20 protein-coding genes, 1 tRNA gene and 1 rRNA gene (1 of these 22 only partly in view) are annotated in these 21,522 nt (G+C 57.9%); 12 read left to right on the top strand and 10 right to left on the bottom strand.

What is annotated here, in order from left to right:
- Nucleotides 1–82 precede the first annotated feature (82 nt).
- From ACR3E7_RS10625 to ACR3E7_RS10610, 4 genes are all read left to right on the top strand, one after another.
- Nucleotides 83–1,480, top strand: a complete 1,398-nt coding sequence (locus ACR3E7_RS10625) for an amidohydrolase family protein (protein WP_480505825.1) — start codon at nt 83–85, stop codon at nt 1,478–1,480.
- Between the two features lie 26 nt (nt 1,481–1,506).
- Entirely contained in the window at nt 1,507–2,271 is a 765-nt protein-coding gene (locus ACR3E7_RS10620; RefSeq protein WP_480505827.1) for a DUF3299 domain-containing protein, read from the top strand.
- A complete protein-coding gene (locus ACR3E7_RS10615; protein ID WP_480505829.1) occupies nt 2,268–3,446 on the top strand; it encodes a carbohydrate porin in 1,179 nt (392 codons plus the stop codon). Before ACR3E7_RS10620 ends, ACR3E7_RS10615 begins: the two co-directional genes overlap by 4 nt.
- Nucleotides 3,447–3,516: 70 nt before the next feature.
- A complete protein-coding gene (locus ACR3E7_RS10610) occupies nt 3,517–5,400 on the top strand; it encodes an amidohydrolase family protein (protein ID WP_480505830.1) in 1,884 nt (627 codons plus the stop codon).
- A 450-nt stretch (nt 5,401–5,850) separates the two neighbouring features.
- Here ACR3E7_RS10610 and ACR3E7_RS10605 read toward each other — a convergent pair.
- Both ACR3E7_RS10605 and ACR3E7_RS10600 read right to left on the bottom strand, forming a co-directional pair.
- Nucleotides 5,851–5,926 (bottom strand) — tRNA-Val (locus ACR3E7_RS10605).
- Nucleotides 5,927–5,988: 62 nt separating this feature from the next.
- Nucleotides 5,989–7,242, bottom strand: a complete 1,254-nt coding sequence (locus tag ACR3E7_RS10600; protein ID WP_480505831.1) for an aminotransferase class V-fold PLP-dependent enzyme — start codon at nt 7,240–7,242, stop codon at nt 5,989–5,991.
- Between ACR3E7_RS10600 and modA the strand changes: the two genes are divergently transcribed.
- From modA to ACR3E7_RS10575, 5 genes are all read left to right on the top strand, one after another.
- A complete protein-coding gene (gene modA, locus ACR3E7_RS10595) occupies nt 7,241–8,218 on the top strand; it encodes a molybdate ABC transporter substrate-binding protein (protein WP_480505832.1) in 978 nt (325 codons plus the stop codon). The genes ACR3E7_RS10600 and modA overlap by 2 nt on opposite strands.
- Before the next feature lie 3 nt (nt 8,219–8,221).
- Nucleotides 8,222–8,914: a molybdate ABC transporter permease subunit gene (gene modB / locus ACR3E7_RS10590; RefSeq protein WP_480505833.1), complete on the top strand. Its 693-nt coding sequence runs from the start codon at nt 8,222–8,224 to the stop codon at nt 8,912–8,914.
- The gene (gene modC / locus ACR3E7_RS10585; protein WP_480505834.1) at nt 8,911–10,008 is read left to right on the top strand and encodes a molybdenum ABC transporter ATP-binding protein; all 1,098 of its coding nucleotides are present in this window, start codon (nt 8,911–8,913) and stop codon (nt 10,006–10,008) included. The genes modB and modC overlap by 4 nt, the downstream gene beginning before the upstream one ends.
- A gap of 201 nt (nt 10,009–10,209) precedes the next feature.
- Nucleotides 10,210–10,548 carry a hypothetical protein gene (locus tag ACR3E7_RS10580; RefSeq protein WP_480505835.1) on the top strand — a complete coding sequence of 113 codons (339 nt, stop codon included), beginning with the start codon at nt 10,210–10,212 and terminating at the stop codon, nt 10,546–10,548.
- 31 nt (nt 10,549–10,579) lie between these two features.
- Entirely contained in the window at nt 10,580–10,987 is a 408-nt protein-coding gene (locus tag ACR3E7_RS10575; protein ID WP_170775791.1) for a hypothetical protein, read from the top strand.
- Nucleotides 10,988–10,989: 2 nt separating this feature from the next.
- Here the strand turns inward: ACR3E7_RS10575 and hemF are convergent, their stop codons facing one another.
- From hemF to clpS, 4 genes are read right to left on the bottom strand one after another with little or no spacing between them, the layout of a single operon-like run.
- The gene (hemF, locus tag ACR3E7_RS10570; RefSeq protein WP_480505836.1) at nt 10,990–11,874 is read right to left on the bottom strand and encodes an oxygen-dependent coproporphyrinogen oxidase; all 885 of its coding nucleotides are present in this window, start codon (nt 11,872–11,874) and stop codon (nt 10,990–10,992) included.
- 4 nt (nt 11,875–11,878) lie between these two features.
- The gene (locus tag ACR3E7_RS10565) at nt 11,879–12,676 is read right to left on the bottom strand and encodes an SDR family NAD(P)-dependent oxidoreductase (protein WP_170775794.1); all 798 of its coding nucleotides are present in this window, start codon (nt 12,674–12,676) and stop codon (nt 11,879–11,881) included.
- Between the two features lie 37 nt (nt 12,677–12,713).
- Nucleotides 12,714–13,679, bottom strand: coding sequence for a class I SAM-dependent methyltransferase (locus tag ACR3E7_RS10560; RefSeq protein WP_480505837.1), 966 nt, complete (start codon nt 13,677–13,679; stop codon nt 12,714–12,716).
- Between the two features lie 24 nt (nt 13,680–13,703).
- Entirely contained in the window at nt 13,704–14,045 is a 342-nt protein-coding gene (gene clpS, locus ACR3E7_RS10555; RefSeq protein WP_170789805.1) for an ATP-dependent Clp protease adapter ClpS, read from the bottom strand.
- Nucleotides 14,046–14,139: 94 nt separating this feature from the next.
- Here clpS and ACR3E7_RS10550 point away from each other — a divergent pair, with 94 nt between their 5' ends.
- Nucleotides 14,140–14,841 carry an HAD family hydrolase gene (locus ACR3E7_RS10550; RefSeq protein ID WP_170775800.1) on the top strand — a complete coding sequence of 234 codons (702 nt, stop codon included), beginning with the start codon at nt 14,140–14,142 and terminating at the stop codon, nt 14,839–14,841.
- A 281-nt stretch (nt 14,842–15,122) separates the two neighbouring features.
- Nucleotides 15,123–16,502, top strand: a complete 1,380-nt coding sequence (locus tag ACR3E7_RS10545) for a D-alanyl-D-alanine carboxypeptidase family protein (protein ID WP_480505838.1) — start codon at nt 15,123–15,125, stop codon at nt 16,500–16,502.
- Nucleotides 16,503–16,587: 85 nt separating this feature from the next.
- On the opposite strand, the gene ACR3E7_RS10540 is transcribed toward ACR3E7_RS10545, so the two are convergent.
- The 4 genes from ACR3E7_RS10540 to ACR3E7_RS10525 all read right to left on the bottom strand — a co-directional run bounded on the left by ACR3E7_RS10540 (nt 16,588) and on the right by ACR3E7_RS10525 (nt 20,511).
- Complete coding sequence (locus ACR3E7_RS10540; protein ID WP_480505839.1) at nt 16,588–17,835, bottom strand: hypothetical protein; 1,248 nt, start codon at nt 17,833–17,835, stop codon at nt 16,588–16,590.
- Between the two features lie 150 nt (nt 17,836–17,985).
- Complete coding sequence (locus tag ACR3E7_RS10535; RefSeq protein ID WP_480505840.1) at nt 17,986–18,747, bottom strand: LamB/YcsF family protein; 762 nt, start codon at nt 18,745–18,747, stop codon at nt 17,986–17,988.
- A gap of 13 nt (nt 18,748–18,760) precedes the next feature.
- Nucleotides 18,761–19,759 carry a 5-oxoprolinase subunit C family protein gene (locus tag ACR3E7_RS10530; RefSeq protein WP_480505842.1) on the bottom strand — a complete coding sequence of 333 codons (999 nt, stop codon included), beginning with the start codon at nt 19,757–19,759 and terminating at the stop codon, nt 18,761–18,763.
- On the bottom strand, nt 19,756–20,511 hold the full coding sequence (locus tag ACR3E7_RS10525) for a 5-oxoprolinase subunit B family protein (protein WP_480505844.1): 756 nt from the start codon (nt 20,509–20,511) through the stop codon (nt 19,756–19,758). The genes ACR3E7_RS10530 and ACR3E7_RS10525 overlap by 4 nt, the downstream gene beginning before the upstream one ends.
- 834 nt (nt 20,512–21,345) lie before the next feature.
- Here ACR3E7_RS10525 and ACR3E7_RS10520 point away from each other — a divergent pair.
- Nucleotides 21,346–21,522 (top strand): 16S ribosomal RNA (locus ACR3E7_RS10520); it runs 1,282 nt beyond the window's last position.

The raw sequence follows: 21,522 nt of genomic DNA, 5'->3' as shown, positions 1-21,522 counted from the left end.
GAACATTATAATTCGAAACTGGCAACCGCGGTAAAGTTTTCCGGACTACAGTTGGTAAAACAAGAATATGAAGGGAGTACCTATGTCCGATCTACGAATGTCGCTTTTCTCGGCGGTAATCGCCGCTGCCGGTCTTTCTTTTTCTGCGTCCGCGCACGCTCAGGATCAGGAAGAACCCCAAACGCTTTTCACCAACGTGCATGTTTTCGACGGCGTCAATGAACAGCGTATCGAAAATGCGAGCGTTCTGGTTGAGGGCAACCTTATCAAGGCCGTCTCAACTGATGCGATCGATGCCCCCAATGCCACGGTCATTGACGGAGAGGGACGGACACTGACCCCCGGGTTTATCGAGCTGCACGCGCATCTGATGCTGATGGGGCCGACCTTGCCCGCGATGGAGGCCAACACAACGTGGGAAGACTTTGCCATACACGGTGCGCGGATGGCCGAGATGTATTTGATGCAGGGCTTCACCACAGTCAGGGACGCGGGTGGGGCCAATGGCGGGTTACGCCGCGCAATTGACGCAGGCCAAATTGACGGACCGCGTTACTTTCCGTCCGGTGCATTTATCGGAACGCGCGGCGGTCACGCTGACTTTGCGAATTTCACCGCTCCTCCGGGTTCAGAGACAAACATGAGCCGTCTGAACTTGGCGCAGGAGGTGAGCGGAGTGGACGACGTTTACAGGTTCGCGCGCAACAACTTCCGCATGGGTGCGACTCAGTTGAAGTTCATGCAATCCGGGGGTGTCGTTTCGGCCTTCGACCCATGGCAATTGCTGGCTGGATCGCCCGAGGAGATCAGGGCCGCCGTGCAAGTGGCCAATGAATACGGCAGCTATGTCATGGCGCATTCCTATCGCAAGGAAGCGATCCTGAGTGCGCTGGACGCAGGTGTCATGTCCATCGAACATGGCTTTTCGTTTGACTGTGAAATTGCCCAAATCATGAACGAAAAAGGGGCGTATATCACCACCAACCTGACGGCCTTCGATCCCGGACTGCTCGATATTCCTGCGGTAGCAAACGTCCCGTCGAGCCTTGCCAAAGCCAAGTCCGCTTCGGCCACGTTTGCAGGCTACATCGACAATATGAAGGAATGTCCGGTGAAGCGAGGGTTCCAGACCGACTGTGTTGGTTCGGTCGAGGCCTGCAATATCCAGATTGCCTATGAAAAACACCTGAACAACGAGTTTTTTGGGCCCTACACATCTATGGTCACGCTGACATCGACAGGTGGCGAGGTGGTCGCTTTGTCAGGTGACTTCATGAACCCGTATACCGCCGGGAAACTGGGTGTGATCGAAGAAGGTGCCTATGCGGATATCCTGCTGATCGACGGTAACCCGCTCGAAGATTTCTCGGTCGTTGGTACGGGCGATCAGTGGTTCGGTGCCGACCCGAGGCCCGAAAGCCCCGAGACGATCCGCCTAATCATGAAGGACGGCGTCATCTACAAAAACACACTGGATTGACACCTCTAAAGAGCCGGAGAGCATCTATGCACCATGTGTTTCGCACCGTAGTATTGGCAGGGTTGGTTTGGTGTGGACAGTCTGCCATGGCGACGCCCGATACCGCGTTGGACTGGGCAGACCTGCCGGACCCATCCTCGCAGATCTTTGAAGACCCTTACCGTGATCTCAGTCCCGAACAATTCGACGATGTCCTCTACGTCGTGCGATTGCGTGGCAGGCTGCAGCAGAATGATGGCAGTGAAGACGAGCGGCAAAAGTGGCAAATGCTTTTGACCGAGACTGAGGATGCCTTGGCGTCTGATGGAATTGATGTCGACTGGCTACTCGATCAGCGAGAGGTGGTAACGGAACGTCGAAGAAAGGCTGGCACGAACGGAAATCCGGAATTAGACGGCCAAACAATCACACTGGCGGGCTTTGCCATTCCTGCTCCGAATGATCCGGACGGGCGGCCTGTCGCGTATTTAGTGCCGGAACGAGGGATGTGCAGTCATATGCCTCCACCTCCGCCGAACCAGATGATCCGCGTGCGGTTGAACGGGGACTGGACGCCCAGCTATGTCCACGAACCCGTTCGGCTGACCGGTAAGCTGACTATCGATCCTTCCGTTCAAAATATGATGGTTGTGGATGGTCTCATGCCGATGAATGCGACCTTCCAGCTAGAGACGGAACGTGTCGAAACTCTGGAAACTGAAGCAGATAGGCTGGAATGGAAGCAGCGTGCCGCTGATCGCATCCGGGCGGCGGGAAATCGCAAGACCGGCGGAGCAAGGGCGCCTGAATGATAAGACTTTTGGTTGCCGCATTGAGCATTGCCTTTGCTGACGCAGCGTCGGCTCAGGGACTATCCGGCCCATCTTCGGTCGAAGCTGATCTAGAGCCCGGAGACGGCCTGACCGACCCACGATACCGTTCCGATTTTCCGCGCAACATCGCGCCGGCTTGGTTTGAGTGGAAAGACCGACTGGCTGAGGGCGGGTTTCGGTTCAACATTGATTACTTGGCGTTGGGTCAAACCACGAACGCTGATCTGGGAGCCAGTGAAGCGGCAAGTGGAATTGCACGCCTCTACGGCAGTTGGCAGGCAACTGAACGGGGCTCTCTAACATTCAAGATCGAAGACCGGCACAGTTATACTGACGTTGCTCCGCAGTTTCTCGGGCTGGATGGCGGAGCCCTTTCAATCACGGGAACAGCCTTCAACGACAATGGTCTGCTATTGACTAACCTGTTCTGGACCCAAAGGGCCGAGAATGGGTCCTGGACGCTGCAATTCGGGCAGATTGATGTAACGGACTTTGTCGATATTTATGGGTTGGTAAGCCCCTATAGCGGTTTTCAAAACCTGTCTTTCAATACCAATCCGACAATTAACACGCCCAACCAAGGCCTTGGTATTGCCGGTGGGGTAAAGCTGAGCGAGAACCTCTACGCCATTGCCAGCGTATCAGACGCAAACGCCGACCCGTCCGATCCAAACTTTGATGTGTTTAGCGACGGCAATCTCTTCAAGTCACTCGAACTTGGTTACACCTCCGGCTTTGATCGCATCTACTTCGACAATATCCATCTGACCCTCTGGCATGCGGATGCGGCTGACGATGGCAGTCGAGCGGAAGATTACGGCGCTGCGTTCTCTGCCGCATGGTTTGTTGACAATAAGTGGATGCCATTCTTTCGGGCAGGGGCCTCAAGAGGGACCGCCGCTCTTTATGACCGGTCGGTCTCTGCGGGTCTGGGCTACTATGGTCGCAATACCGATTTGGCCGGCCTGGGCCTGAATTGGGCCGAGGCAAGAGGCATAAACGGTGACCAGTTCACGCTCGAAGCTTTCTACCGATTCTCGATTTCACCCGGACTGCAGATCACACCGTCCCTGCAATACGTTTCCAACCCTCTGCTGAATCCCATGCAGGACAGCATTGCAATGTTCAGCCTCAGAACCCGGATTGTTTTCTGATGTGTCGCGAAAGCAGACGCCAAGAAATTACGAAACATCCCGAATTGCTGACCAAAGAAAGGACTTAACCATGCGTACCCTGTTTCTGGCTGGGACATTGTCTGTGTGTTCGACCTTATGTGTCGCGCAGACGTACGACGTGGTCATTCTCAATGGTCGGGTAATGGATCCGGAAACCGGTTTCGACCAGATCGCTAATGTTGGAATAAGCAACGGCTGGATCACTGCGATTACCGACGAAGACATCGGCGGCAGCGAAGCCATCGATGCGACAGGGCACGTTGTGGCGCCCGGGTTTATCGACCTTGAACAACACGGGCTGGATCCTTGGGGTATCAAGGTCAACCTTCGCGACGGTGTTACGACGCAAATGGATTTTGAGGTCGGGGCCGCGAATATCGACGACTGGTACGCAGCGCGCCAAGGCGTGACGCAGGCAAACTATGGCACGGTCGTTGGACAAGAATTCGCGCGGATGCGGGTGCATGACGGCCTTGTGCTGGAAGGTGGGGACATAGACTTCCGGAACTTTTTCGCACTGCGGGCACAATCTGTGGAAGACGGCGTCGAAGGGTGGTCGTCGGTTCCAAGCAACCGCGAGCAGATGAACGAAATCACTGCCCAACTGGATGAAGGACTACGTCTTGGAGCACTCGGCGTGGGATCGACCATCGGCTACGCCCGCGAAGGCATCACAACCTACGAGATGTTCGAAGCACAGCGGGCTGCGGCGCGTTATGGGCGTTTAACTTCGGTGCATCACCGGTTTCATCCCAGTGCCTCGACACCCACTGAGACACAAACCGGCGTCAACGAAATCCTAGTCAATGCGATGGTGCTCGACGCGCCGCTGCACATTCATCACGACAACGATTATGGGTGGTGGGAAAATCAGGAAAAACTCCAGATGGCCCGCGACCAAGGCTACAACGTCTGGTCCAGTTACTATCCCTGGACCGCCGGATCGGGAAACTACGGAGCCTCCATCATCGCCCCCGAAAATTGGGAAGGCTCGATGGGGTACAAATACGAAGACACTATCTTTGATCCCCAACTCGATCGCTTTGTGACCAAAGACGAGTTCTTGAGCTTTGCCGAGAATGAACCGGGACGGACAGCCATTGTTTTTAGCCCTCCAAGAGAGCAATGGCTCAATGATTGGATCACCATCGCAGGCTATGGCATCTCGGGCGACGGTATGGCCGGGTTGGATATCCAGGGCAATCTGATGAGTTGGGATGCACCCTACGAAGACTATGCCGGGCATCCTCGGTCAGCAGGTAGCCACGCGCTTGTCCTCAGATTGGCCCGCGAAGCGAATGTGCCACTGATGCTTACGCTCACACAGCTAAGCTACATACATGCGAAGCGATTGGGAGATACGGGCTTGCGCGCAATGGAGGTGCGTGGGCGTATGCAGGAAGGCATGGTCGCAGACATTACGATCTTTGATCCGGAGACTGTGACCGAAAAGGCGAACTATACCCTCGGTCAGCAAGGTCTTCCGTCAGAGGGCATTCCGTATGTGCTTGTTAACGGCACGATTGTTGTTCGGAACAGCGAAGTCCAACGAGATGTTTATGCTGGGCAGCCAATCCGGTTTCCAGTTGAAGAAAGTGGGCGCTTTGTTCCGGCTGGTCGCGAGCAGATCATGGGTATTCTTACGCCGGATACTGGCACTGCCCGACCAACACTGCTTGATGACATTTCAAATAGTGAAGCCAGTGTCGCACCTGCGACTTCACCAACCAATCAGACTGCATCGGTAAAGCCGAGCGATCCCTTTGATTGGTTCACACCTCGCAACGGACGAGATGACAGTACCCTATATTTTTGCGTCGTACATGCTCGCTTCGAGGACCCTGCGCAGGCAAAACGCGACTACGCGAAGGCCATGATGTCCAAAACAGGCAGATCCAAACCCAATCAGTCAGAACAACGAAGAGCAAACTAATTCGCGGAGCCTCGGAGTAGCGAAAAAAACAAAGTCTGCTTTAGAATGGAGAACGATCATCAGCAAACAGTCGGCTTTGGGTAGCTTTGTCCGCATGGCAGCTGTCCGTCAGATCAGAATGACCACTCTGAGCCCAATGTGCCGAATGCCGCGACGCGGCTGAATAACCGCTTTGTTTGTCTCCGTGAACGACCCTCCTTGGCGCGCACCTCAATCTCTCACGTCCACTTCGCTGGATCAGCACGCTTTTGAAAGGTCTTGGATCGGGATTGACGTCGTTCCGGACCGTCGCCTGCCACTTTTCGGTAGGCCGTTTTATGATTGTTGCCATGGCCTATCTCTCCTGTGTTGGAGACAACTTTTCTGTCTAAGCGCAGCGGACACAGTTTTTCGCGCAGCACAACAATAGGCACTAGTCGCGAAAGACCATGATACATTGTGGGGAAAGGATGGTGGGTGATGAGAGACTCGAACTCCCGACATCTTCGGTGTAAACGAAGCGCTCTACCAACTGAGCTAATCACCCGTGACGGTGCATGTAGCCAAGCCTGCGCGCGGGCGCAAGAGGGTTGGACAGAAATTCTTTGATCAGTCCGTCATCTCGTTCAATGCGGCCAGCAGTTGGGCTACTTCCTGCTCGGTATTATAGTGGCAGAGTGATATACGGATGCAGTCGTTCAAGCCCAGCGGGGTCAGAACGTTGCCGCTGTAGTGATCGGCTTTGCGGATATGGGTGCGGATGCCCTGATCGTTCAGGCGGGTCACGACCTCGGCCGAGGGCATCCCGTGCACAACGATAGACACCAGCCCTTCGCGCGCGGGATTATCTGCGCCACCCAGGACCAAGATATGCTCCATATCTCGCAGGCCGGGCAGGTTGCCAGTGCCGTTGATCATGGTGTTTGTCAAATGAGTTTCATAGGCGTAGATGGCGCGGCCCGCGGCCTCGATCCTTGCTCGGCGGTCCGTGGCGTTCGAGACCTGCGCGCCCAGCCAGTCGAAATAGGCCACGACATCGGACATGGTGGCGTAAGAGCCGGTGTCGCGGGTTCCGAACTCCCACCCGTCTGAGGGGGCGTCGATCAACTGGTCATGGGGTAGGGCGGTCAACCGGTCCGAGATCCAGGCAATGCCATAGCCGTGACGCGAGAACACTTTGTAGGGTGAAATCGCATAGCCGTCGACGTTGTAGCTGTCGATATCCAACTGCCCATGGGCTGCGTGCTGGATACCGTCGACAATGATGAAACAGTCAGGCGAAACGTCGCGGATGGCCTGCGCGATGGCGGCAACGTCCATACCCATACCGGTCACGGGCGACGCGTGAACGATCGTGGCCACACGGACGTCTGGGGTCATTGCGGCGCGGTAGGCATCGGCGGTGACCAGCCCCGTTTCGTCATCGTGCTGGACGTTGACATAATCCAGCCCCGCAATATCGGCCCAGCGTCGGGCGGCGCTGCGGCTAGCGGGATGCTCGATCGAGCTGCCGATCAATTTGCTGCCTTTGGGCGCGTTCACGCAGGCGGTGCGGATCATCCGAAACAGCAGTTCGGTCCCGCTTTCGCCTACAAAGAACTGACCCGAAGACGCATTCATGAACACCGACAAATCGGCCTTGGCTGTGTTGATGATATCGACCAGCGCATGGCTAGCCACGTTGTCGCGGCCCTGATTGTCGGGGATCGCGGCGAATTTGGCCGAGGTCTGTACCACCGAATTGAGCGTCAGCGCGCCGCCGGCGTTTTCAAAGAAGATGCGGGGCCCTTGAAACGGGCAGGTTTCAACATGGGCAAAGCGCGCGCGGATCGCATCAATCAGACCGGGAGTAGTGTGCAGCATGACGGTGGTCCTGTTCTGTGGCTCAGCGCAGCATCCTTCCAGCGGTCGGGCAGATCAATCCTCTTTGCGACACGGCACCGCCTTTTTTGTGCGTAATTTCGGGCGTCTGGACGGGGTCGAAGTGCATCGGTACTTGCGTGCGCCCTGTTGCCTCAGATATCCCCGAGGGGATGTTGATCTAACGGGCGGGCTGGGAATGATCCTGTCACATCTGCGCCGGGCGCTGGTCACGGTTTTCACTTTCTGCGTCCTGATGCTGACCCCGATGCGTGCGGGGGCCGACGGCGTTCTGGTCTTTGCTGCCGCCAGCCTGAAAAACGCGTTGGACGAAATCGCCATCCAGTACGAGGACGCGACCGGGCAAGAGGTCACGGTGTCCTACGCGGCCTCTTCGGTTCTAGCGCGCCAGATTCAGCAGGGCGCTCCGGCAGACCTGTTCATCTCGGCGAATGCCGAGTGGATGGATGTGTTGCAGGAGGGCAGCCTGATTGCGCCCGGATCACGGGTTGATCTGCTGGGCAATAGGTTGGTTCTGATTGGTGGCCCAACGGTCCCAGGGCTGAACGGGTTCGCGGTCGAGACTGATCTGCTGGCGGCATTAGAAGACGGGCATCTGGCCATGGCGCTGGTCGATGCGGTGCCCGCCGGGATTTACGGCAAAGCGGCTCTGACCAATTTGGGCCTGTGGGACGATGTGCAGGGCAAGGTGGCGCAGACTGACAATGTGCGCGCGGCTCTGGCCCTTGTCGCGGCAGGTGCGGTGCCTTTGGGTGTCGTCTATCGGTCGGATGCTACGGTCGAGGACCGGGCCCGCGTCATGGCGACTTTTCCGGACGACTTGCATCCTCCTATCATCTATCCAGCCGCGTTGACCGCAAAAGCGGGATCAAAGGCCAAAGCTTTTCTGGATCACTTGCAATCCCCGACCGCGCAGGCGATTTTCGAGAGGCAGGGATTTTCCCTGCCGGGCCAGTAACGCATGGGTTGGCTGGGACCAGATGAGCTTGAGGCGTTGCGACTGTCGCTGCGCGTTTCATTCTGGGCGACGCTGGTGACGCTGCCGTTTGGGATATTCGTGGCCTTTGCGCTGGCACGTTGGCGGTTTCCGGGGCGGCAGGTATTGAACGGGCTGGTGCATCTACCCTTGATCTTGCCTCCGGTTGTCACCGGGTATTTGCTGTTGCTGACCTTTGGGCTGCATGGGCCGCTAGGACGCGTGCTGGCGGAGGTCGGCATCGTTTTCGCATTCCGTTGGACCGGCGCTGCGCTGGCCGCCGGCATCATGGCCTTTCCGCTGATGGTGCGCGCGATCCGTCTGTCGATCGAGGCGGTTGACCCAAAGCTGGAGCAGGCGGGGGCGACGCTTGGGGCCTCGCGCCTGATGGTCTTCGCAACCGTCACTCTGCCGATGATCCTGCCGGGCGTGATAGCGGGCGCTATTCTGGCTTTTGCCAAGGCGATGGGCGAATTTGGTGCCACGATCACTTTCGTCTCGAACATCCCTGGACAAACCCAGACGTTGCCGTCGGCAGTCTATGCCTTTCTCCAGGTGCCGGGCGGTGAGGCGGCGGCGACCCGACTGGTCGTGATCTCGATTATCATCGCCATGGGCGCGCTTTTGTTGTCGGAATTCATTGGCCGCCGAGTTGCGGCAAGGGTGGCCGGGTCATGAGCCTTTCCGTCCGGTTGCAGCACGATCTACCTCATATCAAACTGGATCTCAGCTTTGATGCACCTTCGGGCGTGACGGTGCTGTTCGGGCGGTCTGGCTCGGGCAAAACCACTGTCGTCAATGCCGTAGCCGGGTTGCTGAAACCTGCCTCGGGCCGCGTGGCCGTGGACGGATGGGAGTTGTTTGACACCGAACAGGGCTTGTGGCTGCCGCCGCATAAACGCCGCCTGGGCTATGTGTTTCAGGAAGGGCGCTTGTTCCCCCACCTGACCGTGCGCCAGAACCTGTCCTACGGGCGTTGGTTCGCACCCAAGGGCGCGCGGCGTGAACACCCGGACAAAGTGATCGAGATGCTGGGTATCGGCCATCTGCTGGACCGCCGCCCTGCGGGTCTGTCGGGGGGTGAGAAACAGCGCGTGGCGATTGGCCGGGCCTTGCTGGCCAGCCCGCGCCTTATTCTGGCCGACGAGCCTCTGGCCGCTCTGGATGATGCGCGCAAGGGTGAGATTCTGCCCTATTTCGAACGGCTCAGGGATGAGGTCTCGGTCCCAATCCTCTACGTCACCCACTCTGCGGCTGAGGTCGCGCGGCTGGCAACGTCGGTCGTTGCTTTGCAGGACGGCAAGGCGGTGCGCCACGGACCAGCCTCCGAGGTTCTGGCCGACCCGTCGGTTGCGCCTGCGGGTATCCGGGCGGTTGGCGCGGTGTTGCAGGTTCGGGTGTCGAAGCACCATGTGGATGGCCTCACGGAATTGGATGCGGGTGGGGCCAGCCTGTTTCTGCCGCGTATTCCGCATCAAATTGGCGAGACCCTGCGTATCCGCATCCCAGCACAAGAGGTCATCCTGTCGAACAAACCGCCCGAGGGGCTTTCGGCCCTGAACGTGCTGTCTGGCACGGTCGACACGATCCGCGCAGGCGACGGGCCGGGCGCTATCGTGTCGCTGCAAACCACTGCCGGTCCGGTTCTGGCCCGCATCACGCGCCGTTCGGTCGATGCGCTGGGTCTGCAAACCGGGATGCAATGTTATGCGGTCATCAAGACAGTTGCGCTTGCCCCGCATGACGTGGGCGGACGAGTGAATCAAAGCTAACCTCTGGCTTTTGTTATCAATCGGGTAACGCAATCGTGGTCGAGCGTGCGCTTGTAACTAAATAATTCAATTCGTCTTATGGACCTAAGCCCAGTGGCATCAGGCCTTTAGGACGGAGGTATTTTCGTAAAAGCTATTCTGGCCGCGATTTTTCTGGTCGTCGTCGCAGGGTCCGCGACCGCGCAGTCAAACAGACCGGGGGTGGGGATTTTCCCCACGTTCCAAGTGATTGTCACGCCTGAGAAGGGTGGCGTCTACAGGGTGGAACCGGTCGGCATTTCGTCGGCCCCGGTCTATTGGTGTGGTATTGGGGACTACGCGGTTCAGACCTTGGGCAAGGCAAGAACTCAGCGTATCTACATCGCCGAAGCCTATGTGCCGGGTGCGCGCACCGTCAAATTCTCGTTCGATCCTCCGGCGGACATCGACACGACCCCTGGCTATTCGCTCACTGTTAACCGCGTGGGGGAAAACTTATCTGCGTCGCGGGCCGAAAACCTGTGCTATGATAGCGTTATTGATTTCCGAAGGAAGAAATAGCGCGGCCAATTCGGCCCGATTAAGGACGCAGATGACATCATGGAAAGCGGCGATTGTGGCAATCGCTATTGTAGTGCCGGGCCTGGCACAGGCTGTTGGGGTGGGGTTCAGGTTGAACCCGGCCATTCGGATCAATGTGGCAGACAAGGGCAATGGCGTTTACGAAGTCTCGACGCGGGGAACGTCGGCGCCGGTGGCCTATTGGTGTGGTATTGGCGATTATGCTATTCGGACGCTCAGAACCAAGGCGACACAGCGCATCTATATCTACCGCGCCTACGAAAAACAGACCCGCACCGTGCAGTTCTCCCTAACGCCGCCGGAGGGCGCGGATACCAGCACGAGTTATTCCGTCACCGTCAAACGTGTGGGCGAAAATCTGTCGGCAGCCTCGGCGCAGGGGTATTGCTTTGACAATTTCCTGGAGTTTGGGTTCTGACCTCAAACCCACTTTGCCAAAGGTGGCAGGCTCATCAGCACAGCATCGGGATCGTGGCCGGTTTCCAGCCCGAACTTGGTGCCCCGATCATAGACTAGGTTGTATTCCGCATAGAGTCCGCGATGCACCAACTGGGTGTTTTTGTCTGCGTCATCAAACCCCTGCACCCGGCGCTTTTCAACAAGCGGTAGGAAGGCAGGCAAAAACGCGCGGCCGATATCCTGAGTCAACGCAAAGTCCGCCGTCCAGTCGCCGGTGCAATAGTCATCCATGAATATCCCGCCCACACCGCGTGCGCGTTTGCGGTGGGGGATATAGAAATACTCATCCGCCCACTCTTTGAGGCGCGGGTAATGTCCCGGCCCATGCGGGTCCAGATGCGCCTTTTGGACGGAGTGGAAATGGGCGGTGTCGTCTTCATATTCGATACACGGGTTCAGGTCCGACCCGCCGCCGAACCACCAGGCATGCGGGGTCCAGAACATTCGGGTATTCATGTGAACCGCCGGGACATGTGGGTTTTGCATATGCGCCACCAACGAAATGCCCGAAGCCCAGAACCGCGGGTCCTCGGTCATGCCCGGAATGCCCTTGCGCGCTGCCATAGCGTGCTGCGCTCGCTCGCCCAGCGTGCCGTAAACGGTCGAGACGTTGACGCCCACTTTCTCGAACACACGACCGCCGCGCATGACCGACATCAATCCTCCGCCCGCGTCTGACCCATCATCCGAATGGCGCTTGGTTTCCTTGACCTCGAACCGGCCGGGTTGATCTGCGGCAAAGGGGCCGGTGTCGTGGCTGTCTTCCAGCGCTTCAAACGCGACTACAATGTCGTCGCGCAGTTGGCGGAACCAGGCAGAGGCGGTGGATTTTTCGATCTCGAACATAAGCTTAGTGGGCCGGGGCTGCGACGGGGTCTAGCAGGGTGCGACCGCCGTCAATGGTAAGGATTTGTCCGGTGATGAACCCTGCCGCGTCCGAGGCCAGGAACTGCGCCGTCTCGGTCAATTCGGTCGGGGCGGCAATGCGTGCCAGCGGCGTGTGTTTCTCGATATCATCGCGGAAATCGCGGTTTTCCTTGAGCGTGGACTGCAACGAGGCGCTCATCACCGACCCCAACGCGATCGAGTTTACGCGGATGCGATGCGGGGCGAAGGCCACGGCCAACGATCGCGTCATCTGATCCAACGCGGCGGTCGAGACCGAATAGGCCATCAGGTCCGGGTGCGTACGGCGTGCGGCAATCGAGGAAAGGTTGATGATCGATCCGGCGGGCGCGTCGCCGTCACCGGCCTGTTTGATCATGCGCTTGGCCACAACCTGGCTGAGACGCAGAGCAGGCATCAGGTTCTGATTCAGCAAGGTTTTGACCGAGTCATCATCGGTATCCAGCGGGTCCGACGGGATCACCTGCCGTGAGCCATTGATCAGGATATCCACTTGGTCGAAGGCGTCTATCGTGGCCGAAAGTAGGTTTGCAATGGTCAGTTTTTCACGCAGATCGCCCGCGAAGAAGCGGATGTTGCTGTCATCGGCCTGTTCGCCCAGTTCCTCGGCCAGGCGCTTCTCGTCCATGTCAGCGAACATCACATTGGCGCCTGCATCCGCAAAATGCCGACCGATTGCCAGGCCAACGCCATTGGCGCCGCCGGTCACGATGGCGGTCTTGCCTGTTATGGAAAAGGACATGCGGAACCTCCCTGAGTTGCGCGCAGGTTAACCGGGATCATCGCCGAGGGCGAGAGGCGTGGAACACCTTGAACCGATTGTCTCCGGTCACTTCTTCGACACGCGCGAATGTGTCGTTCAGAGTTGTTTCGTAAGGCAGGTGGCGATTGGCCACCATCCACAGCTCTCCGTGCTTCGCCAGATTGCGCGCAGCGGATTGAATAAAGCCCTGACCCAGCGCGGGGTCTGCGCTGCGCGAAGTGTGAAAGGGCGGGTTCATAACAACCGCGTCCAGCCCCTCGGGCGCACGCCACGTCACGGCGTCCGCCCAATGGAACGATACCTTTTCGTCGGTGACGTTTGTCTTGGCGCAGGTCAGGGCGATGTGGTCTGCCTCAACCAGATACAGACTGCGCAGCCCTTGTTTTTGCAGCAGGTTTGCAGACAGGAAACCCCAGCCCGCGCCCAGATCAGCCACCCTCGCGCCTAGTTTAGCGGGCAATGCGTCCAGCAACAGGGCTGAGGCCGGGTCAACTCCGTCCGCCGAGAACACACCAGGGGCCGTTGTAAACCCGTCCACCACTTGCGACTTGGGCGCAGCCCAATCGGCGAACGCCGCAGGATCCGAGGTGAACCAGAATATCTTGCCATGCGCCTTGGAAATCGGCCCTTCGACTGGAACGCGTTTGCGAATGTCCTTCAGCAGGCTGTCCACCCCGTCGGTTTTGGCTCCGTCCACAACGACTAAGCCTTTAGCCCGCAAGCAAACCTGATGCACAAGGCTGCGGGCCAGCGCCTTGGCGCGGGGCAGAAAGATCACTGCGTCCTGACACGCCTCTCTGGCCTCGGGTGTGACGTCAAACCCCTGCGCTTCAAAATGGTCGTGGAATGGTTTGAACGACTGCACCACCTGCGCCTCGCGCGGCATCGCGGACAGGTCGTGGGTTGGTGTCGGACCGATCACTGTCAGCGGCTGTGACAGCGCAAGGCCGCTGTTCAAGGCAAGATCAAGACGAGGGGACATCAGCGATTTACGGGAAGAGTAGGGTTACTCTTCGCGTTCCATGGTGCATTGCAGGGGGTGCTGGTGCCTGCGGGCGAAATCCATCACCTGACCCACCTTGGTTTCGGCAATCTCATGGCTGAAGACGCCAACGACGGCGACGCCTTTCTTATGCACGGTCAGCATGATCTCGAACGCCTGCGCGTGGGTCATGCCGAAGAAACGTTCAAGCACATGAACCACGAACTCCATCGGGGTGTAGTCATCATTCAGCAGAAGGACTTTGTACAGCGGCGGGCGTTTGGTCTTTGGGCGCGTCTCGACCAGGACAGACGAGTCACCCTCGTCATCCGATTTGTCGGACATTGTCCATTGGTTTTCAAACATTGCGCGCACCTATACCGATTCAGGCTTCGGTTTATCTGAGCGGTTATATAACGTCCAAGGGGCCAGAGAAAAGAGCCAGCGGGACGCAAATGCAATGGAAAACAAGCTGACCATCGTCGGGTTCGATGCAGATGACACGTTGTGGCACAATGAGCGTTTCTTTCAACTGACACAGGCGCATTTCGCCGACCTTCTGGTAGATCACGCCGAGCGGGATCATCTGATGGACCGCCTTCTGGCCGCTGAAAAGCGTAATATCCGCCATTATGGTTATGGAATCAAAGGCTTCACCTTATCGATGATCGAGACAGCCATTGAGGTGACGGAAGACCGAGTGCCTGCCTCGGTCATTCGCCAATTGATCGAAGCTGGGCAAGAGATGTTAGCCCACCCTATCGAATTGCTGCCCCATGCCCGCGAAGCGATCGAGGCTGTCGCGACGACTCACAAGGTTGTTTTGATCACCAAAGGTGATCTGATCGACCAAGAGCGTAAGCTGGCCCAATCAGGTTTGGGCGAGTTGTTTGATGAGGTCGAGATCGTTTCGGAAAAGACCGCGGGGACATACACCGAAATTTTCGCGCGTCACGGGGATGGGCCGGAACATGCGATGATGGTTGGCAATTCGATGCGGTCCGATGTGGTCGCCCCGATTCAGGCTGGGTGTTGGGGCGTCTATGTACCCCACGGGCTGATATGGGAGATCGAAGAAGCCGAGGTCCCATCCACCTCACAGCGCTACAAAGAGCTGCGGGATCTTGGGGAGTTGTCGGGGTTCATCAACACGTTTTCCTGATGTTGCCGAATGGCCCCAGTTACAAAAAAATGATGCCAAGGGGCGTGGAGGCGCTGCGTCAGGCGCTGATCTAGTGGGTGCGCGGTGGTTCTGTTCTACATATTGTGGTGCGACACGCCTTGAAACAAACGACGATTTAGCCAGCTTTCGGTTTCTTTCGCGCGACCTCTGTGTTACGCTGGTGGGCAATAAAATAAATGATTTGCTGACCGGGAAAACCCGGCGGCCCGAGGTAGACAGAGGCAAAGATCGTGCAGGTTCGGCGGACAGTTCCGGCCCGAATGGGCTTATTTCTTATAGCATTCGTATGGCTGCTTTCCTTGGTGCCGATGCAATCGGTTGCCGCGCCTTACGCAGCGATGGTGATTGACGCACGTACGGGCGAGGTGCTGCATTCGCGCAATGCTGACACTCGGCTGCACCCTGCGTCACTGACCAAGATGATGACGCTCTATATAGCTTTCGAGGCCGTTCGGAATGGCGAGATCGAGCTGGACACGCAAGTTCGCATCACCAAGGCCGCGGCGGCGGAACCTCCGTCCAAGTTGGGTTTGCGCTCGGGGCAGCGGATAGCGTTCCGGTATCTGATCCGCGCAGCGGCGGTGAAGTCTGCCAATGACGCGGCGACGGCCATCGGGATCGCCATCAGCGGGTCCGAGGCAGCTTTTGCCCGCCGCATGACCCGCACTGCCAAAGCAATGGGTATGAGCCGCACGACCTTCAAGAACGCCCATGGCCTGACCGAGTCGGGCCACCTGTCCACGGCGCGAGACATGACCACGCTGGGGCGGCATCTGCTGTATGATTACCCGCAATATTACAACCTGTTCTCGCGTCGTTCGACCGATGCCGGGATCAAGACAGTTCCCAATACGAACCGACGCTTGCTGGCCGCGTATAAAGGCGCGGACGGGATCAAGACCGGCTACACACGGGCTGCGGGTTTCAACCTTGTGGCCTCGGCCAAGCGCAAGGATGAACGGATCATCGCTACCGTCTTTGGCGGCAAATCGGGTGCATCGCGCAATGCCAAAGTGGCAGAATTGCTGGATATGGGCTTCCGCCGCGCTCCGTCGCGCGCGCCCATTCGCAAGCCTTCGCGTCCGGCTTATGCGGGCAATGCAGGGCTGAATGTGCAGATTGCGCGACTGGTCGGTGCCCCGACCACCAGCCTGCGTCCGGTTTTGCGCCCAAGCGCGGCGACTGTGCAGTTGGCCGGGGCCGTCGCGGCCACGGCTGCGCAGCATGATACACGCATACAGAATGGGATCGCCGCAGCCATCGCGCAGGCGGATGTGCAGGCTCCAACGGGGGACACACCGCGCCCCGCAGCGCGCCCGGATAGCCTGGTTCTGGCCTCGACCGACCCGAATGTGCAGCCAGAACCCGAGCCCGAAATCGTCACCCGTCTGTCGACGTCGGGTGGACATTTGTGGGGTGTGAATGTGGGTCGCTACACAACGCGATACGAGGCCGAGAAGGTGCTGTTGAAAACCGCTCTGGCGGAAATGACCACTCTGGAAGGCACGTTGCGCAAAGTGAACCAAAGCGCGCGCGGCTTCGATGCGACGTTTCAGGGCATGACCCGCGAACAGGCCGATCTGGCGTGCCGCAGGCTGCAGGCCCGCAACGTCACCTGTTTCATGATCGGGCCGTCATAAGACCCGACATTCTCTCTCCTGGTTGGATTTGGCTGCGAGGAAACTCGCAGCCTTTTTTTGGCGCTTTATACAGGACATCAGCGCTTCAGTCGAACACATGGCCGTGCTGATATTGCTCATCCTGCCCGGCCGCGGCGGTCAGCGCGGCGACATTATCCTTGGTGAAAAAGCCATCATATTTGTGGCAACGTTCGATATATTCGGTGATCAGCAGCGTGTTTTTCGAGTGTTTCGAGAAGATCTGCTTAAGGTTCGGATCATCCTTACATTCACCCACCACATGGGCCAGAAATGGCACGCCCTTGTCCTTGAGCGTATTCACCACGAAATCCACGTTCTTTTCACCCGCGCCGTGATCGCCATCCTGAACTTCGACCGCCATGTGATGCAGGCGACGGCCGAAATTGCGGACAAAATCCTCGGTCGGCATCGGCAGCTTGGCGAAGGAATTCACGAAGGACGGCGTGTTGTTGGCGGTGAACACTTTGGCAGGCGATTTCTTGTCGTCATCTACGTTTGGGTTTCGGTTCACATTGGTGGACGAATTCATCTCAGAGATGTTGTACGCCCCCCAGAAATAGTAGGGCACCATGGTCAGAAATTCGAGGATCGCGTCCTCACGCTCGCCGGCCAGAACCCGCGTGGCGAGGTGGTCAATGCCCAGCATCAGCGGTGCAATCTTGCTGTCCGCACCAAATGCGGCGGCCTGATCCAGACGGGCTTTTTTGTCGTCGCTCAGCAAAATCCGGTCGCCTAGGCCCAGGCTGTCGGTGTCGTTGAAATCCAGCGTCGAATAGCCCACCCGGTTGCAGGTGAAATCCGACGGGGTTGTGAAGCGCAGGCCATCCAGCGTGTAGAACGGGTTTTCGGCGTCCCCAGAATATTCGAATCGAATATTCTGATCTTGCAGCGTTTGGGTCAGCGCAGTCAGGTCGGAAGCGGCAAAAACCTCTCCGACATAGCGGGTCTGCGGGGTCTTCCGCGCCAGCGGATACATACGGTTGATGCGGGGTATAAAGTCTTCGAACGATGGATTGAGTGGCGCCATCACAACCAGCGCCGGATAGTCGGGATGCGAGTGCAGAACCGAGAATTTATGTGTGTGCCCCAGATAGCTGGCCGTGTGGCGATAGGGTGTCATCACGTAGAGCTCGACCAGAGTGTCAAACAGCGCATCAGTTTCCACCTGTATCACGATTGCCTTCATCGCCCCGACCAGATCGGCAACGCCCGAGCTGGTGCGGCGTTCGTAGATTTTGGGCAGATACTCGGTGAAAAAATTCGAGTTTTTCTTGTCGCCACGCGGTTGGTAAGACATCAGATCGAAAGACATTAAGCTATCTCCTTGCTCCTGCGCCTTGCAGCTGGCACAGGGTGTTGCCGGGATTGTGGTATTCAGAACATGGACTTGTGGTCATGCTAGGGGCTGAAACTGACCCCGGCAACACCAAGGGTGTAGCCGCTTCGTCTTAAGCCAATCTGATCAGCGAATGAACTTCGTCACCTCGACCCCACCTGCAATCAGGTTTTCGCGCACCGAGGCTGCGATTTGCACTGCCGTTGGGCCATCTCCGTGCAGGCAGATGGTGTCGATCGAAGTTTCAAGCCGTTTGCCGGATTCAGTGATGATGGCTCCTTCGCGCACCATGTTCAGGATGCGTGGCCCGGCAAGTTCTGGGTCGTGAATAACCGCTCCGGGCAGGCTGCGATCCACCAGCGTTCCGTCGTCATTATAGGCGCGGTCGGCAAAAATCTCTCCGACCCATTTGCAGCCAAGGTCGCGTACAGCTTCTTCCTGTTTGGTGACGGCCAGCACCATGATGATGATATCGGGGTCCACGTCCAACGCACCCTGATAGCAGGCGCGCGCCATATCCACATCAACCGAGCACATATTGGCCAACGCGCCGTGCAATTTCAGATGCCGGACTTTGGTACCAACCGCCTGCGCCATACCCAACGCGGCCCCCAGTTGATAGCGCACCAGATTGCGCAGGGACGCATGTGGTATTTTCATGTTGCGGCGACCAAAGCCCTGTAGATCGGGAAAGCCGGGATGCGCACCGATCCCAACGCCGTTTTCTGCGGCCAGCGTCATCGTCTGCGCCATCACGTCCCAGTCGCCGGCATGAAAGCCGCAGGCGATATTGGCCGAGGTGATGATCTTCAGCAGGCTGTCATCATCGCCCATCTTCCAGGGGCCAAAGCTTTCCCCCATATCCGCATTCAGATCGACGCTGGGCATCGGCAATTCTCCTTTATTCGGTGGCTGAGATCACTCCGCCGATTAACTGGTAAGACAGAAGGTCCGGGATGTAGTGTGGATCGCGAATCATCGGCTCAACACGGCCGGGTAGCCGCTCCAGGTCGGCCAAATAGGCGGCGTGCAGGGTGATAGCCTCTTCCAGAGACACAAACTCGAACCGTATCTCTCCCCCAGCCGGGGTTTGCGCCGCGCGGGCGATGTCGCAGGGCAGCACGGTTGCGATGCGGGGATAGCCGCCCGTTGTCTGACATTCGGGGAGCAGGATGAAAGGATTGCCCGTGCCGGTCATCTGAATGTCTCCGGGAGTGATAACCTCGGACAGGATATTGAGCTGCCCATTGGCGGCAAAGCCCTCGCCCGCGCTTTCAAGCTGCATCCCCATCCGGTTCGCTCGCGCGCCCCGCTGGAAACTGGTCAGCGCGAACCGATCCAGCGTGTCCTGATCGAACAGAGAAGTCTGGAAGCTGGCCAAAACGCGAAGACGCCCCCCGGAAAACCTATCATCGGGCCGCAGCTTCATACCCGCTCGTCCAGCCCCGCCTTTGGCAGGCAACTGATCACCGGCCTGAACGGCCCGCCCGACTTTGGCGGTCAGATGGGCCGCGCGAGACCCCAGAAACAGAGGCGTATCAATCCCGCCGCTCAGGTGGAGGTAGCCATACGTGCCATGCGTGGCCGCCCCAATGGACAGACGTTGACCTGGCTCCAACCTGTGCGAGGCGTTCCACATGGCCGGACTGCCATCAATGCTGGCCTGCATCGGTGCACCGGTCAGGGCGATATCAGTGCCCAGAGTAGCTTCGAATTCGCCACCCATTCCAGCCATTTCCAACGCAGCCAAGTCCGGGCTTTGCGCCAACAGCGCTGCGCCTTCGTGAAGGGCGGTGATATCCGCAGCCCCCGAACGCGACAGGCCCTGATCCAGATATCCGGTGCGGCCTTGATCCTGAATGGTGCAGGCGGGACCGATGCGCAGAACTGACAGGCTCATCCTTCGATCTCCTGACACGTCGCGCCGCCCATCCCGTCTCCATTGTCTGCGCGGATGGCGTTCAACTCATCGGCAGATATGGGAACGAATTGCATCTCGTCACCGGGTCTTAGGGCAAAGCTGTCGGGCGCATCTGGACGGAAGCATCGGAACGCCGTTTGCCCCACATGCCGCCAGCCCGTGGGTGTAGGCCCCGAAAACAGAACGAATTGCGATATGGCTAGAACCAGGGCACCTTCAGGCACCATAGGGGTCAGATCCTTGAGGCGCGGAATGTTGAATTCCGGCCCAAGCGGCCCGAGGTAAGGTTGCCCAGGGGCAAAACCAATGGTCAGTACCCGCACCCGCGTGGCACTGAGGCGCTGCACAGCCTCGGCCGGTTCCAGACCAGCGGCCTGGGCGGCGTCATCCAACTGCGGCGCAAGCTCACCACCATAAACAGTAGGGACGGTCCAAAGCCTGCGACCCGCAGGCATCGCCGCTTTGTACCAGTCCTGTTGTGCTAACAGGTGTGTCAACCGGTCCTTGATGTCAAAATGCGGCAGCACGGCCGGATCAAAACGAACATAGGTCGACGCCAATGAGGCCGATGTCTCAAGAACGCCGGCCCAGTTTAACGCATCGATTGCCCCCCGAAATGCCAATGCCGCCCTGTTGGAAGGTTCAGCCATGGTATCTGCAAATGAGATCAGCAGCCCGTCGAGGCCAACGGTGCGAATACAGGGAAAAGTGTCAGCGTATTTAGAGGTCATTTCATGATGCGCGCTTATCCTGACTGCGACCTGACCCCATTAGGTCAGATTGCGCAAGGTTAAGCTGGGGCTGTTCGGTTGAAATTGGTTTTTTTGGCGCGGTCCACTTGGTTTTGGGTGGGCGGATTCCGAGTCGAATCCACCCTTCGACTCGGGGGTTATTGTGGCCAAACAGGTATCATCCACTATATATAGACTGGATTGGAGGTTCGCCGTTTGCGTACTTAGGTGATTGCGATGGGTGGACGCAGGTTTCCGTCATCGAAGTGCAGCCTAAGTATTTGAGAAATATAAAAGAAAAAGAGTTTCGCAAAAAAATTTCGCTTTTTGTCATTTTGCTGTTGCAGAGGCCATCGGTAAACCTTAGAACCCCCTTCACCGGCGCTGCTGAGGCGGTGCTGGGGCGCTGGAGACGGTGCTGACGGACTGGAAAGACGGTTGAGACGCTCAGGATAGACTGGGGGCATCTGAGGTTGAGGTTTAGGCGGGCGCGCTGAGGGATTGGCGCAACGGTCTGGTTTTTGGCTCTGGGTGTTTGTTCTTTGACATTGATGGATAACTGAAGAGATATGTGGGCGGTTTGGTTCGTTTCGACGGATTGAATGTCTGTATATCGCGCTGGTAGGCTTCGGCCGATGATCCAGTGTCAGCTTCACTGTTTGTACGGCTTTCGGTTTCTGATGAAACCAGAGGCACACAAACAGATGACTTTTGGTGCGTTCCTTGGCCTAGCCGGGTTGAGGGAAGCTTATTCGCGCTCAAGTAGCCGAATAGGCGGTAGCGCACTAAAGATGTGCAGAGGTTCGAACGTCAAGGATAGGCAGTAATGCCTTTCAACTTGAGAGTTTGATCCTGGCTCAGAACGAACGCTGGCGGCAGGCCTAACACATGCAAGTCGAGCGCGCCCTTCGGGGTGAGCGGCGGACGGGTTAGTAACGCGTGGGAATATACCCTTTGGTACGGAATAGCCTCTGGAAACGGAGAGTAATACCGTATGTGCCCTTCGGGGGA

The sequence above is a fragment of the Ruegeria sp. BK1 genome (assembly GCF_056535645.1).
This window is presented reverse-complemented; position numbering and strand designations above follow the sequence as displayed.

What these genes read in the sequence shown, in the direction of transcription:
- ACR3E7_RS10565 (WP_170775794.1), bottom strand. Translation starts at nt 12,676, where the DNA reads ATGTCCTTTTCCATAACAGGCAAGACCGCCATCGTGACCGGCGGCGCC.
- ACR3E7_RS10610 (WP_480505830.1), top strand. Translation starts at nt 3,517, where the DNA reads ATGCGTACCCTGTTTCTGGCTGGGACATTGTCTGTGTGTTCGACCTTA.
- modB (WP_480505833.1), top strand. Translation starts at nt 8,222, where the DNA reads ATGGGTTGGCTGGGACCAGATGAGCTTGAGGCGTTGCGACTGTCGCTG.
- ACR3E7_RS10525 (WP_480505844.1), bottom strand. Translation starts at nt 20,511, where the DNA reads ATGACCTCTAAATACGCTGACACTTTTCCCTGTATTCGCACCGTTGGC.
- ACR3E7_RS10625 (WP_480505825.1), top strand. Translation starts at nt 83, where the DNA reads ATGTCCGATCTACGAATGTCGCTTTTCTCGGCGGTAATCGCCGCTGCC.
- ACR3E7_RS10575 (WP_170775791.1), top strand. Translation starts at nt 10,580, where the DNA reads ATGACATCATGGAAAGCGGCGATTGTGGCAATCGCTATTGTAGTGCCG.
- ACR3E7_RS10535 (WP_480505840.1), bottom strand. Translation starts at nt 18,747, where the DNA reads ATGCCCAGCGTCGATCTGAATGCGGATATGGGGGAAAGCTTTGGCCCC.
- ACR3E7_RS10550 (WP_170775800.1), top strand. Translation starts at nt 14,140, where the DNA reads ATGGAAAACAAGCTGACCATCGTCGGGTTCGATGCAGATGACACGTTG.
- ACR3E7_RS10530 (WP_480505842.1), bottom strand. Translation starts at nt 19,759, where the DNA reads ATGAGCCTGTCAGTTCTGCGCATCGGTCCCGCCTGCACCATTCAGGAT.
- modC (WP_480505834.1), top strand. Translation starts at nt 8,911, where the DNA reads ATGAGCCTTTCCGTCCGGTTGCAGCACGATCTACCTCATATCAAACTG.
- clpS (WP_170789805.1), bottom strand. Translation starts at nt 14,045, where the DNA reads ATGTTTGAAAACCAATGGACAATGTCCGACAAATCGGATGACGAGGGT.
- modA (WP_480505832.1), top strand. Translation starts at nt 7,241, where the DNA reads ATGACGGTGGTCCTGTTCTGTGGCTCAGCGCAGCATCCTTCCAGCGGT.
- ACR3E7_RS10615 (WP_480505829.1), top strand. Translation starts at nt 2,268, where the DNA reads ATGATAAGACTTTTGGTTGCCGCATTGAGCATTGCCTTTGCTGACGCA.
- ACR3E7_RS10545 (WP_480505838.1), top strand. Translation starts at nt 15,123, where the DNA reads ATGGGCTTATTTCTTATAGCATTCGTATGGCTGCTTTCCTTGGTGCCG.
- ACR3E7_RS10600 (WP_480505831.1), bottom strand. Translation starts at nt 7,242, where the DNA reads ATGCTGCACACTACTCCCGGTCTGATTGATGCGATCCGCGCGCGCTTT.
- hemF (WP_480505836.1), bottom strand. Translation starts at nt 11,874, where the DNA reads ATGTTCGAGATCGAAAAATCCACCGCCTCTGCCTGGTTCCGCCAACTG.
- ACR3E7_RS10620 (WP_480505827.1), top strand. Translation starts at nt 1,507, where the DNA reads ATGCACCATGTGTTTCGCACCGTAGTATTGGCAGGGTTGGTTTGGTGT.
- ACR3E7_RS10560 (WP_480505837.1), bottom strand. Translation starts at nt 13,679, where the DNA reads ATGTCCCCTCGTCTTGATCTTGCCTTGAACAGCGGCCTTGCGCTGTCA.
- ACR3E7_RS10540 (WP_480505839.1), bottom strand. Translation starts at nt 17,835, where the DNA reads ATGTCTTTCGATCTGATGTCTTACCAACCGCGTGGCGACAAGAAAAAC.